Annotated in this window: 13 protein-coding genes and 1 pseudogene; all 14 read right to left on the reverse strand. The window is 45.6% G+C overall.

Going from position 1 to position 13,595, the window contains the following annotated elements; all coding sequences use genetic code 11:
* Window positions 1-44 precede the first annotated feature (44 nt).
* Window positions 45-2,405, reverse strand: coding sequence for a glycoside hydrolase family 95 protein (locus GJB61_RS23865; RefSeq protein WP_338116074.1), 2,361 nt, complete (start codon window positions 2,403-2,405; stop codon window positions 45-47).
* Between the two features lie 24 nt (window positions 2,406-2,429).
* Entirely contained in the window at window positions 2,430-3,071 is a 642-nt protein-coding gene (locus tag GJB61_RS23870; RefSeq protein WP_338116075.1) for an SGNH/GDSL hydrolase family protein, read from the reverse strand.
* Between the two features lie 103 nt (window positions 3,072-3,174).
* Window positions 3,175-3,540, reverse strand: a complete 366-nt coding sequence (locus tag GJB61_RS23875) for a response regulator (RefSeq protein WP_154121527.1) — start codon at window positions 3,538-3,540, stop codon at window positions 3,175-3,177.
* A 361-nt stretch (window positions 3,541-3,901) separates the two neighbouring features.
* Window positions 3,902-4,186 (reverse strand): ABC transporter permease subunit, encoded by a 285-nt coding sequence (locus GJB61_RS31885; RefSeq protein WP_229522405.1) that lies wholly within the window; start codon window positions 4,184-4,186, stop codon window positions 3,902-3,904.
* A gap of 2 nt (window positions 4,187-4,188) precedes the next feature.
* A complete protein-coding gene (locus tag GJB61_RS31890; protein ID WP_229522406.1) occupies window positions 4,189-4,461 on the reverse strand; it encodes an ABC transporter permease family protein in 273 nt (90 codons plus the stop codon).
* A gap of 34 nt (window positions 4,462-4,495) precedes the next feature.
* Window positions 4,496-5,317 (reverse strand): ABC transporter permease, encoded by an 822-nt coding sequence (locus tag GJB61_RS23885; RefSeq protein WP_154121528.1) that lies wholly within the window; start codon window positions 5,315-5,317, stop codon window positions 4,496-4,498.
* A gap of 324 nt (window positions 5,318-5,641) precedes the next feature.
* The gene (locus GJB61_RS23890; RefSeq protein WP_154121529.1) at window positions 5,642-6,109 is read right to left on the reverse strand and encodes a DUF600 domain-containing protein; all 468 of its coding nucleotides are present in this window, start codon (window positions 6,107-6,109) and stop codon (window positions 5,642-5,644) included.
* A gap of 13 nt (window positions 6,110-6,122) precedes the next feature.
* Window positions 6,123-8,189: a DNA/RNA non-specific endonuclease gene (locus GJB61_RS23895; protein ID WP_154121530.1), complete on the reverse strand. Its 2,067-nt coding sequence runs from the start codon at window positions 8,187-8,189 to the stop codon at window positions 6,123-6,125.
* Window positions 8,190-8,267: 78 nt separating this feature from the next.
* The gene (locus tag GJB61_RS23900) at window positions 8,268-8,414 is read right to left on the reverse strand and encodes a hypothetical protein (protein WP_154121531.1); all 147 of its coding nucleotides are present in this window, start codon (window positions 8,412-8,414) and stop codon (window positions 8,268-8,270) included.
* Between the two features lie 260 nt (window positions 8,415-8,674).
* A complete protein-coding gene (locus GJB61_RS23905; RefSeq protein ID WP_154121532.1) occupies window positions 8,675-9,049 on the reverse strand; it encodes a hypothetical protein in 375 nt (124 codons plus the stop codon).
* Window positions 9,050-9,068: 19 nt separating this feature from the next.
* Window positions 9,069-9,575 (reverse strand): deaminase domain-containing protein, encoded by a 507-nt coding sequence (locus tag GJB61_RS23910; protein WP_338116079.1) that lies wholly within the window; start codon window positions 9,573-9,575, stop codon window positions 9,069-9,071.
* An 857-nt stretch (window positions 9,576-10,432) separates the two neighbouring features.
* Entirely contained in the window at window positions 10,433-10,912 is a 480-nt protein-coding gene (locus GJB61_RS23915) for a DUF6985 domain-containing protein (RefSeq protein ID WP_154121534.1), read from the reverse strand.
* 4 nt (window positions 10,913-10,916) lie between these two features.
* A complete protein-coding gene (locus GJB61_RS23920) occupies window positions 10,917-13,034 on the reverse strand; it encodes an HNH endonuclease (protein ID WP_154121535.1) in 2,118 nt (705 codons plus the stop codon).
* Between the two features lie 25 nt (window positions 13,035-13,059).
* Window positions 13,060-13,595: pseudogene (locus GJB61_RS31345) on the reverse strand (DUF5704 domain-containing protein); the annotation flags it as partial.

The raw sequence follows: 13,595 nt of genomic DNA on the forward strand, positions 1-13,595 counted from the left end.
GGTATGGATCAACTATAAATCACGGCTTGGTGGTTACAGATATCTTATCCAAAATCAAGCACATACCCCTGCTCTGCCTCGGTATCAAACTCCGCGATCCCGCCCACAATACGATACTCAACGACTAATCCACCGGTAGATACAGATGACAGATTAGCATTGCTTATTCTGCACAACCTCCCTTTACGGGAATAAATCTCCGCTTGTACCGGAACTCCTTGTGCCCACTTCAGACTGACCTCAAAACCGCCCCGCGCACGCAGGCCCTTGAACTCACCCACAGGCCAGGCATCCGGCAGTGCTGGAAGCAGCTCCAAATAGCCTTGATGAGATTGCAGCAGCATTTCGATAATTCCAGAGGTTGCCGCGAAATTCCCATCAATTTGAAAAGGCGGATGCGCATCGAACAGATTCGGATATACGCCTCCACGCGCACAACCTTCTTCCACCAGCTGCAATAAATTGGATAGGAGCTGTAATGCACGATTGCCTTCGCAGAATCTGGCCCACAAGCTGATCTTCCAGCCGAGACTCCAGCCCGTTCCGCCATCGCCACGCCGCTCCAGACTTTGCTTGGCCGCCTGAAATAGCTGTGGATTGGCGCGCTCCGTCAGTTGGACTCCTGGATATACCCCGAACAAGTGTGAGACATGACGGTGATGAATATCCTCGTCCTCAAAATCGCTCGACCATTCCTGTAATTGCCCATATTTGCCGATCTGCAACGGGAATAAAGCAGATCTCGCCGCGATTAATTGCTGACTGAACGATGCATCCATGCCCAAGATTACAGAAGCTTCAATACAATTGCTGAATAAATCCCAGATCAATACCATATCCATGGTGGAGGCTTTGCTGACCCCTACCAGGTTGCCGTTACTACGGAACTTATGCTCCGGCGAAGTTGAAGGCAGCGTTACCAAGACTCCATTTCCGTCATCGATTAACCAGTCCAGACAGAACAATGCCGCCTCTTTCATTATCGGATATGCACGATTTCGCAGGAAATCCTTGTCCAAGCCAAATTCGTAATGCTCCCATAGATGATGGCATAACCAGGCACCTGCAAGTGGCCAAAGCGCCCAAACTGCTTCACCATGCCCTTCCCCACCAGCCGGAGAGCTCTGACGCCAAATGTCTGTATTATGGTGAGCCGTCCAGCCCTTTGCTCCATAATGAGTCTCGGCGGTCTTCCGCCCCGTTTGGGCCAGCTCTTCAATTAATGTAAATAAGGGTTCATGGCATTCCGCCAGATTTCCGCTCTCTGCCGGCCAATAATTCATCTGGGTATTAATATTCAGCGTCCAGTTGCTGCTCCAAGGTGCTCGGGTTTCTTGATTCCAGATGCCTTGCAGATTGGAGGGCTGAGTACCTGGACGTGAGCCGGAAATCATTAAATACCGTCCATATTGAAACAGCAGCTCGACCAATCCCGGATCTGCTGCACCATATTGTTTAATCCATTGATCTGTAGTCAACTCCTCAGGAGCCACACGTTGCCCAAGATTGAGCTGGACGCGGTTGAATAAGGCGCGATAATCATCCATATGTGCTGTACGGAGAGCTTCATATGTATCTTCCAAAGCTAGACGCAAGTCTTGCGCGGCGGCGACACTATAATCCTTGCCTTCTCTGCCCGGCAATTTATTAAAGCCGTTATAGCTGGTGGCTGCACTGAAATAAAGCGTGACCGCTGTTGCCTCTTTAATGTGAATAGCACCAGCAGCAAATTCAGTTTGTCCGCCTTCCGTCTGCATGCCAACCCGGCCTTCAAAGCTCATTGCGTCGGTATTATCCCAATCCCCGTAAGACAGCGGACGTTTCTTGCTCATATAATTCGGATCAGCATTTTCTGGTGCTATTCCCCGAAGGATCAACTGTCCGCCTTCCACCCAAGTGCGATGCCGCAGCGGACTGTCGAGTTTAACCGTCAAGCTCAGCATCCCCGGTTCATCGGCAGTAAGACGAAGCGCCAGCACACGGCCCGGGTACGAAGCAAAAGCTTCGCGGGTATATTTCACCCCGCCAATAGTATATTCCACACGGGATATACCCTGCTCCAGATCCAAAGTTCTCTTATATGCCTCTGTATAATCACCATGCTCAAACTGTAGATACAAGTCACCAAAGGGCATGTAGGATTGGGCGTACGGACCGAGCATTTCTTTACTCAGCTCATCTGCTGCAAGATATTCCTCTTCAGCCAGTAGCCGCCGCACTTCAGGCAGCAGTTCAAGCGCTTGTGGCCTGTTCCGGTCCTGCGGGCTCCCCGACCATAACGTATCTTCATTCAGTTGGAAGCGTTCCTTCTCCACACCCCCAAAGATCATTGCCCCTAAGCGACCTCCCCCAATCGGCAGTGCTTCATTCCAATCCTTAGCTGGTTTATTATAATTAAGCTTCACGGCTACCGTCTCCCTAATTGAGCATTAATCGTTCAAAAGACCATTCTTCTCTACAGTCTTCAGCCATTCTCTGGCGATCAGATCATGTCCGGCTGTCGTCGGATGTACGCCATCCCACAGCCAATAAGCCGCATCCGTTCTACGCGCTGCTTCATTAAAAGCTTCCTGCAAGGGAACAAATACCGTATGAAACTGCTCGGCAAGCTGCCGGACAACCTGCTGATAGTGTTTAATCCATCCCTCCCAAGCTTCCCATTGCTCTGCCGGAGCTCCGGTATTCAGAATAAATGGTTCGCACAGAATCAGCTTCGTTTGCGGCATGACCTCGCTTGTTTCCTCAAGCACATGGCGGTAAGCCCTTTCAAAACGATCCGTCACCCCGCTGGGTTCACCCTTCATCGTTCTCCAAATATCGTTGACCCCGATTAGAATACTAATCATATCAGGCTTCAAACTGATCGCATCTTCGTTCCAGCGTGCGTATAAATCGGACATCCGGTCACCGCTTATTCCCCGGTTATAGAATACAGGCCGTTGCTCAGCCAGATCATTTCCCAGCTTCCCGCCAATAATATAGGCATAGCTATGCCCCAGAATATGATTCGGGTCATCGTCACGGCCGCGGTTGCCATCTGTAATCGAATCCCCTTGAAATAAAATAATCACAATATTCATCCCTTCAATTAAGATTTAATAGATTTAACAGCCTGTCCGGTTACTCTCTCTCGGTAGCTACCAGACCCACATATTGTTGCTGCGGATAAATTGCTCAATCATTCCAATGCTGGAATGGGGGCATTCTCTGATGGGTTACCCTCTGCTCCATAATCTGTGTTGCAATCCGCTGCAGTAACGCTGATAATTCCTTTTGATCCACTGGCTTCAGCAAATAATCATCAATCTGCATGCAAAGCGCCTGGCGGGCATATTCAAAATCATCATAGCCTGTAATAATGACAAAATGGCCTACTGCTTTGGCCGCAGCATGACTTATCAGCTCCAATCCGTTCATCTCCGGCATCTGAATATCGATAAGGGCCAGGTCCGGGCAGAGGGTATCCATCAATTGCAAAGCTTCAAAAGCATCAGACACACCAACTACTTCAGTAAAGGGAGGTTGCGCTGCGCTGACCATCCGCTGCAGTCCTTTTAATATAATTTCCTCATCATCTATGTCATCAGTTTCAGCACTGGCGCACCTCCTTGAGTTAGTCTTCTATTATAACTTTATTATAACAAGCCACTGCTCTGAAAGGCTGCAAAAGTAAAATTGCCGCCACAGGAAGTCGATAAACAACTTCTGCAGCGGACATTCCTTCTAACCTTTACCTGCCTAGCTTATTTGAACAGTTTTTGCACTTCTGCATATTTTGTATTCGCCCAAGTCTCCAAATCTGCCATTCCCATTTTATTACCCTGCTGGACGATGACATCTTAGGCTTTGGCCGCATCTTCTGCCGAATCCGCAAGCAGTACCTTAGCTTCTTCGTTCTTGATCAAATTATCGAGATTCGTACTAATAATTTGCTCCGTAAAATAATCCGTAGGAAAATCCCCACTTCACTGGCGCCGTCCATCCGTGCCGACTCACTCCTCTCACTCGGGATTTCCTGAAAGAAGGATACCGCGATCAGCAGGAAGAACAAGCTTAGCATAGACGGGATAATGTAGACCCAGAATGAATTGAGCAAATGAATACTCCGCAGAACTACGTAATAGGAAATCAAACCTCCGGATACATTCATTGCCACAATAATAAACAGATAATAGAATTTGCGCAAAATTAAATCTTTTTTAGCCAGTCCGTAAGCGACCATGCTTGTGAACAAAATGCAACTATAGTTCCGACTACCGTACGCAGGATGGTGATGTCAAACGCCTCGACCCAAGCCCGCTTACTGAAAAAGTATTGGTAATTCTCCAGCGTGAACTGTCTGGGAAAGAGGTAAAGTCCTCTCTGTGCAGTATCCAGTCCCATATTGAATGAAGCGATGAGAATATAATAGAACGAGTACAAGGTCACAATTCGATCCTCGACCGTTTTTTTTCTCTTCATAATAAACCCCCTCTCTTCCGTTCGAAACTGCCAATTAATACAAGCTTGAGCCTGACACCTTCTTGGCGATGGTGTTCGCAGAAACCACCAAGATAACTGCAATAACCGATTGGATCAAATCCGTAGCGGCGGCATAAGCCGATTTCATACCAGGAAGCGTGACGTGCCAGATCCGTTGCAGTCGTCCGGCGCCATCCATTTCCGCAGCTTCATACTGCGTCGGGTCTATGCCCGATATGGAAGCGAGGAATATGATGGTCCACCAGCCTGCCTCTTTCCAGATCGCCGATGCTACAGCCAGTCCCCAGAAGGAATTCGGATCTGTCAGAATCTTGATCGGCTCCTGAATAATGTGCAGTGACATCAGGGCATTGTTGATCATTCCGGTTTCGGTGGAGAAGAAGGCATAAGCCATACCACTCACAATAACCCAGGAGATAAAGTGCGGCAGATAACTGGCCGTCTGCACGAACCGTCTCATGAAGGCGCTGCGCGTCTCCGTCAGCATAATCGCCAGGATAATCGGAACTGGGAAGGAAAACACGAGCTTGAGAACACTTAAAGCAAGCGTATTGCGTACCAGATTCGGAAAGTTGTAATCTCTTACCAGTTCACGGAAGTACCGGAGACCGACCCACTCACTTGTGAAAATCCCGCTGATGCCTGTCAATATTTTATAGTTCTTAAACGCTATTAAAACACCGAACATGGGAGCATAATTGAATACCAGCAAAAAGGCTAAGCCCAGCCAGACGAAAATTTGAAATGGCAGTTGCTTGCGGAACCTTCTCCCTAGGGTATCACCCTTCCAGACTTGAAGCGGCTCATAGACTGCAGCCGTTGAATTCGTTCTCATGTGTGCCCCCCCTCTCTTGTCGATAGCTCAATTATAAAACCGCTTTCTTTCCATGAAAACGATTCATTACTCAGTTTGAGGGTGTCCTATCTTAAGGTTCTACGGTGGCAAAAATCAAAAAAAGCGCTCTTGCGGCTAGATCTGCCGCAGAACGCGTTTCTAAATTTGTATTCTTATACGAGAACAAATCGCTTACTTATGTATCTTTATTCTCAAATTTCACACCAAGGCTATGCTCAGGCACCGTAGCGAGAAATCCACCTGATTTCTCACCTTGTCCTAGCATGAGAGCATAGGCTTTCTTTAGATAAATATTATTCAAACCTATATCATTCCACCCATTTCTTCAAACCACTCGTCAAAAATATGACCAGCAGTTTTCACTGGATCATTTGTATATTTTATCTCGTAGCTGTACTGAGCGTCTAATTTATTTCGAGATACGTCATAAATCAGTTTCATCTCTGTAGGCATTTCCCTGTTATATTTTTTGCACAAATCTTTTATTTTTCGGATATTTTCATTGCAGATATTAAGTACTGCAATCTGTCTCTCTTTTGAATCATTATAAAGATGATTTGATTTACTATCTACATTTTGAACTACATTATTCAGCTTGTGTTTTTCAACAATACAATTATTTATTTTAAAGAACACATCTGAACTGAATTGTCCAAATTCATTTGAAGCATATATATATATCATATCTGCCTTGTTATTCACATACTCCAGACAAATCGAGACCATATCTGCCTGCAATTCTGAAAAATAATCTTCAAACACTTTTGTCATAGTTTAATCTCCTTTAATTTACCAAATCAACAATTTTAGTCCTACCATCTATTTCATACACTACTTTAAAACCAGACGGTCGAAGCGAATCCCCCTCATAATTCACTTTCACTTCAACAGAGACATGTTTCGGAGGATCTGCCTGTAATGCTCTTGCCCATTCATTTTCTATTTTCTTGTACTCGCTTAGATTAATCTTACTTGACTGTGAGACAAGGTTATCAATCTCGGGAGAACCACCGAATCTATCTCCTGCCAGATGACCTGCATGGTCGCCTGGCTCTTTACCTGGTGTATTGGAATCATGTGGTAATCGTTCATCTCTTATAGTTAATTTTAAATCATCCGTACTAAATTTTCCGATTCTACCCATATGATCTGTTTCGTAATCGTATTGGTGTTCACCTGCTTTATATTTCACATTCGGGTTAAGTTTCCCTGCTTCATCAAATGGACTAAATTCTAAAGTTTTATTAGAACCACCATCACCCGTCCCCTCAATAATCCCCCCGCGTCCCCCCTCAGGACTATCCAACCTGTGCACCGTGCTCTGAAAATCGTTCGGCACGTTTATACTTCCCATGCCTCCGGGCAGTGCCATACTTCCAAAAGGCTTCAGATTCCCCAAGGCATCGGAACGTTGGATTCCCTTGCTGATATCTTTCACCTTATCCACCGTTTGGGTGACAACCTCTTGCACCCCATCTATCACTTTACCGAGCTTACCACCTTTGGTTATTTGCAACCCTGGGACAAGCAGTGATGCGACGGAGCCTAGCATGACGGCCCTTTGTTCAGGAGTTCCCTCGTCAAAGTTATTGTAAACCGTCCGGGCCGCTTCCACTAGCACCTCCGGATGTTCGATAAGGTAGGATGCCTTATCCACCACATCCTGCGTGGTCTTCTTCGGGTCCACCACAAAGTTGAACGCTAATTTTGCAGTGTCCACCACGCCCATAACCGTCTCTTTGATTAACGCGTCGGCAAAGGCCCTTGTGACCTCATCTGCCTGCACTACTTTTTTACGCCACTCGGTCATCCCGTAGGTCTCTTCCAGCCAAACGATGTACGCTAGAAACTGATTCGGATTCGTGTGGTCAGACACCCGCTCCTTAAAATAGTTCAAGGTGGTTTCGTTCTCCATATTATACGGTGTAATGGCGGTTCCGTCTGGCAGTTCCATCGGCGGACCCTTTAGTCGTTTCTCCTCCGCAATCTGTTGCTCGATTGCTCTGGCTACCTCCATGATCTTGATTTCCATTCGCTTCCCGGCCAGTTGGCTCTTGGCCCAGTCCCCCTTGGCCCCTGTCTCCATCGCCATCCGCAGCAGCAACAGATAACTCTCGTTCTGCACTAGTGGTACGTTAGACGATGTAATCGACGGATCATAGTCACAGGCTTTTATCGCCGCTTGCTTGAAATGGCCACTTAGATCTTTCCCCGCCTCATAGTGCACTTCATCCACACCCAAGGATTCTAGCTTCGCCCGCGCGTCTTCCGCCAGCTTATGCATCGCGTTCATTTGGCTCTGATTCCCAAAAGCTTGATATACCCCAAACGCCGTCTGCGCCTTTGCGATCTGATCCCGTGCTTCAAAGATATCCTTTAACTCGCTTTGCGCTGCAATCTTTTCCACTGTACCAATACCTATTTGTTTGATAATCCCTTGAAGCTGTTGCACCCTTGGGTCCTGATTCAGTTCATCCCAACCCAGCAGGCTTGCCACCGTGTGAATCAGGTTCGTCGCGGCCTTCTGGGCGAACGCAGGGATGGAGATTCGTCCTCCGTTACTGTTACCATGCCCGCCTAGGCTACCGAACAGTCCGCCAAGAGCACTCCATTGTTGACCCAACTGACTCGCAGCACGTCGATTCTCTTCCTGTAGCCCCTTAACACCCTTCAATGCGCCCCGAATGACATCTTCGAGCTTCTCTGCCTCTACCGTCAACTCGTTCAAGAGTACCTGCGCTTGCTGCAAGTCGTTCCCCAACGGAATTCCATTCCAGTTGCTGGCCTGGCCTCTTAGTTGCAGGTATAGATGATTCGTATCTTGACTGAGTAACCCTATTTTCGTTCGCAAGCTTTTGTCTGCCGCTTCCTTCTCTTGCTTTTCTTAATACGCTTTGACCTCTTAAAATCTCCGGTCCTGCTCCTCTTTCTACAGCTCGAACCAATATGTACCTTGCAGCCGCTCGATCACTTCTGGATCGTTCCAGTTTAAAATATCTTTTTTAGACACCGAATTATGCGGATCAACTTGGCCTATCGTAGGCGATTCCATAGTGAATAAGCTCAGGGACTTCATCCAAAAATTCTTCCAGTTGGTTGAAATCCTCAGTTACCTTCTTGCAAACTAATAATCGGAATATCCTCATATTTAATTACGATTGGTTTTTGAAAAAATCCGCAAGAAGACGAAGATAACAAAAAAACAGGTCAATCATGGCGTATCTGACCATAATCAACCTGTTGATGTAACGTTAATATATTATTTAAGTTATAAAATTAAAGCATTGATGTGCGTACAAACAAATTACCAAATTCCACAAAGTAAGATAGTACCAGCTACTGCTCTTTCGGGTCATATGTAATTTCCATTTGTGACAACTGTCCTTTTAATTTATCTGCCAATAGAATGACCTTCTCCTTCTCTTCAACACATAAATCCAATTCCACCCCTCCGCCTAATACTTTTTCTACCGCATCAAAAATCAAATTATACTGACCTACATAGATTCTATTATCTTCCTTTAACATCGAGTCTAGAATGTATAAAGTGAAAATAATTTTTTCGGTAATGCCATCATTCATAATAGGTTCATACTCATAAAAACATCTCGTGGCTGCTTCAATTGAGCTACCGTTGTAATCTCTTGTCCGTACTTTTTCAAAAAAGTCGCCAACAAACTCGGATACTTCTATTATTGAAAAATCTTTCATTTTGTCCCCCCGTATACTGTTATGGCAATATTCTCTGGTGGTTATTGTGTACAACTTCAACAGTAATGTTTTTGTATCTCGCCATAAATTCTTCGATCACATTACTACAACTTGCACATGGCGGTTTTTCTGTGAATAAGGTCAACTTTCCTTTTTGATCAAATTTATTCCCTAGCTGGCTAGCCACATCATTCAATATTTTATACTCGGTATCTATATCTCTAAGTAACTCCCTGCCATCACTTGTTGTATCAGTCGAGGCTTTAAATAATGGGTTAGTCGGCTTCAATGAAATATCTGATACAGCGCTTGCTGATGACCTAGCATCAGATAAAACATCTATACCACTATGAGCATAGAGTTCTTTCTTTAATCCAGGTATATCTACTTCAGCCATACCAACATTTCCACTGCGCTTTAGATCACTAGGAAGTCTATTTCTTCTATTTTCAACTTTGCTAATAAGCGTCGCATCAACTATCTCGTCAAGGACTCTAGTTGAAGGTTTACCTGTCCTCTCAATAATCCCCCCCCGTGTCCCCCTTCAGGACTATCAAACCTGTGCAACGTGTTCTGTAAATCATTCGGCATCTGTATACTTCCCATACCCCCGGGGAGTGCCATACTACCAAAAGGCTTCAGATTCCCCAAGGCATCGGAACGTTGGATTCCCTTGCTGATATCTTTTACCTTATCCACCGTTTGGGTGACAACCTCTTGCACCCCATCTACCACTTTACCGAGCTTACCGATAGCATTTAGATACTGACATAATCTTAACTTGAGAAGATTTAAGTAATCCCAGTAGATGTCCGTAAACTCGAATACAATGGGGTCAATCGAAACTTGTAGGTTCTTTCATATTCAGCCCCCAACCGAAATTTTTTAACGAATTTCGGACTATATTAGAGGGCAAGGTGGCTAGCCTTATAACGTTACGTTACGTTACCTTACCTATATATGTTGACTGGTCGTCACCAGATTTTTTCCTGTACCGTAATCATCGTTGCAAGTGTCAGTTATGTTGCGGACAAAGTGCTATTCTTTGCATAACACCTTTACTATAGTTGTCGTGCTATCCATCTTGAAAGGTGTGATTCTGTCTTTTTCTCCCTCACTATCTCTACAGGGTAATCTACAGTTGCGAGTGAATTTGAAAAAACCGCAAAAAAGCGAACATAACAAAAAACAGGCCATTCATGGTGGTATCTGACCATAATCGACCTGTTTTATTTAACACTTTAGTATTATTTAAGTTATACCTTTCTAGCATTACTGTGCTTACAAACGAAATGACGATATCTTTATGCGGGAATTACATAGGTTAAGTGTGTTACTGGGTGAATGATGGATTCAATCGGTACTGGGTAGCCCCCCTTCAGATTATAGAACTATATCTTGGAAGCCTACCTCAACTATTTCTTCATCCTCAATTTTCACGGCAAGCCCATGTTCTATTTCCCAAGTACAATTAAAAAGCAAACCAATTCTTCTAATTCCATTCTTACGTACTCTTCTTATAGTCAATTGAGTGGGTTCAACTATTTTGCCCATTTCTTCTTTATTCTCTATAATTGGTGCAATCCTGTCAGCTTCATCCTCTCCCACCATATCTCTATACTCCATATAAACTTCTTGATAATAGTCAAAGATAGCATCCTCTATTTTCGTTATCATATTTCCCATATTACCAACAAAATTAATATACGCTTCTTTTTGAGCATCTTGAAATTCACCTTCTTCGTTTCCATCAATACTTAAAATAACGATTCTCTCTTGTCCAAAGATCTTTACCTTCTGCTTTCCACTCCAGTATAAATCGTATGAAATTTCACCGAATAATTCATGGTTAAGGCTAGCCATTATGTCACTCTCCTAACTTTTCTTTAATATTATGTTCTCCTACTCCACCCAAGTGATTAAACGTTCCATTAATTTTGCCAGGTACAAGTTGCATACTCTCAAGATCATTTAGTTCATGCCAAGTGTAATTGTTGTCTTCTCGCCAATCTGCTACATCATCAGCAGTCCATTTTTTCTCAGGAGTCGACCATTGATTAGCCAGTGTCTCATCAGCATTAGCAAAATTCTTTCTTCTATCATTAGTCATATTAGGGATTTTAACCTCATCCTTGGTAAAAGGGGAGAAATCCGGAATTGCATTCTTATATTCTACTCCATCAACACCTGCTTCATCCAGATACTCTTTAACTTCAGGTTTCTCAGAGACAAAGTTAGACTCTCCTCTTTCTGCTTCCCATGTACCATTATTCTTTGGTGTACGGTCTAATCTCTCTTTATAAGAACTATACTTTGGTGTTACGTCATACCCTTTTGTTACTTCAGCACCTTTACTCGTCCCCTCAATAATCCTCCCGCTCCCAATCTCAGGACTATCCAAACGACGCGCCGTGTCTTGGAAATCATTGGGTATCTGTATACTTCCCATGCCCCCGGGGAGTGCCATACTTCCAAAAGGCTTCAGATTCCCCAAGGCATCGGAACGTTGGATTCCCTTGCTGATATCTTTCACCTTATCCACCGTTTGGGTGACAACCTCTTGCACCCCATCTACCACTTTACCGAGCTTACCGCCTTTGGTTATTTGCAACCCAGGCACAAGCAGTGAAGCGACGGAGCCCAGCATGGCGGCCCTTTGCTCAGGAGTTCCCTCGTCAAAGTTATTGTAAACCGTCCGGGCTGCTTCCACTAGCACCTCTGGGTTCTGAACAAGATAAGACATCTTATCCACCGCATCCTGCGTGGTTTTCTCCGGGTCCACCACAAAGTTGAAAGCCAATTTTGCGGTATCCACCACGCCCATGACCGTTTCTTTGATTAACGCGCCGGCAAAGGCCCTTGTGACCGCATCCGCTTGCACTACTTTCTTGCGCCACTCGGTCATTCCGTAGGTCTCTTCCAGCCAAACATAGTACGCCAGCACCTGATTGGTTTCTTTGGGGTCAGAGACCCGCTCCCTGAAATAGTTTAAGGTGGTTTCGTTCTCCATATTATACGGTGTAATGGGGATTCCGTCTGGTAGCTCCATCGGTGGGCCATTCAACCGCCTCTCGGCCGCCATCTGTTCCGCGATAATCCTCGCAGCCTCTGCCAGCTTGATGTCCAGCCGTTTCCCGGCCAGTTGGCTCTTCGCCCAGTCCCCCTTGGCCCCTGTCTCCATCGCCATCCGCAGCAGCAACAGATAACTCTCGTTCTGCACTAGTGGTACGTTAGACGATATAATCGACGGATCATAGTCACAGGCTTGTATCGCCGCTTGCTTGAAATGGCCGCTTAGATCTTTCCCCACCTCATAGTGCACTGCATCCACACCCAAGGATTCCAGCTTCGCTCGCGCGTCTTCCGCCAGCTTATGCATCGCGTTCATTTGGCTCTGATTTCCAAAAGCTTGATACACCCCAAACGCCGTCTGCGCCTTTGCGATCTGATCCCGAGCTTCAAAGATATCCTGTAACGTGCTTTGCGCTGCAATCTTTTCCACTGTACCGATGCCTATTTGTTTGATTATCCCTTGAAGCTGTTGCACCCTTGGGTCCTGATTCAGCTCATCCCAGCCCAGCAGGCCTGCCACCGTGTGAATCAGGTTCGTGGCTGCCTTCTGGGCGAACGTAGGTATGGGGATTCTCCCTCCGTTACCATTCCCACCCAGGTTACCGAACAGTCCGCCAAGAGCACTCCATTGTTGGCCTAACTGACTCGCAGCACGTCGATTCTCTTCCTGTAACCCCTTAACACCCTTCAATGCGCCTCGAATGACATCTTCGAGCTTCTCTGCCTCTACCGTCAACTCGTTCAAGAGTACCTGCGCTTGCTGCAAGTCGTTCCCCAACGGGATTCCATTCCAGTTGCTGGCCTGGCCTTTCAGTTGCAGGTATAGATGATTCGTATCTTGACTGAGTAACCCTATTTTCGTTCGCAAGCGCTCTACTTCATCTTCTTTGAAGATCAGCTGTTTAGATGACATCCGTTTCCTCCTGCTCTACCCTCGCTTATCTACCTTGACCCTGATAATCATTGCGAACCGAGAAATCCGATTCAAAAAGAACCGCATCCCCGGAGGTGAAAGAGAAAGTATGCCCCTGATTATCCATATCGGAGGTCATCTGTCCTTCAATCGACCACATATTTGCTATAGGGGCTTTATAGCCAAGCACACGAGTGTCTGCATCGTTATTCTTCACGGTATAAATGCTGAAGTTCACCACGATGTAACCGCCCTTCATAAACTCGTTCTCATGTCCATCCAATACGCCGCCATATCGGTTGGCTAGAGAAACCACATTCGTTCCTTTAGGCAGAATGTAAGGAGCAATTGGCAGATGATATTCCCCATACCAGTGCTGTACACTTCGAACCGCCTCCACCGGATTCACCACATTTGGAATAGACGTCGGACCAATCAAGGTGCGGGATTTATACGGCAAAATCTCAATATCATATCCGGTGGCAATTTTGGTCTTTCGCTTCACGTAATTTTTATAGAACTTGATCCAGGAAGTTTGTTCTCTCTCCGCATCGGACAGTA

It is taken from the genome of Paenibacillus monticola, from assembly GCF_009664975.1.
Lineage (GTDB): Bacteria > Bacillota > Bacilli > Paenibacillales > Paenibacillaceae > Paenibacillus_AQ > Paenibacillus_AQ monticola.

Coding starts and splice junctions, on each gene's coding strand:
- GJB61_RS23905 (WP_154121532.1), bottom strand. CDS start 9,049: ATGAAAGATTTTTCAATAATAGAAGTATCCGAGTTTGTTGGCGACTTT.
- GJB61_RS23920 (WP_154121535.1), bottom strand. CDS start 13,034: ATGTCATCTAAACAGCTGATCTTCAAAGAAGATGAAGTAGAGCGCTTG.
- GJB61_RS23875 (WP_154121527.1), bottom strand. CDS start 3,540: ATGGTCAGCGCAGCGCAACCTCCCTTTACTGAAGTAGTTGGTGTGTCT.
- GJB61_RS23885 (WP_154121528.1), bottom strand. CDS start 5,317: ATGAGAACGAATTCAACGGCTGCAGTCTATGAGCCGCTTCAAGTCTGG.
- GJB61_RS23890 (WP_154121529.1), bottom strand. CDS start 6,109: ATGACAAAAGTGTTTGAAGATTATTTTTCAGAATTGCAGGCAGATATG.
- GJB61_RS31890 (WP_229522406.1), bottom strand. CDS start 4,461: ATGAAGAGAAAAAAAACGGTCGAGGATCGAATTGTGACCTTGTACTCG.
- GJB61_RS23915 (WP_154121534.1), bottom strand. CDS start 10,912: ATGGCTAGCCTTAACCATGAATTATTCGGTGAAATTTCATACGATTTA.
- GJB61_RS23900 (WP_154121531.1), bottom strand. CDS start 8,414: ATGAAGTCCCTGAGCTTATTCACTATGGAATCGCCTACGATAGGCCAA.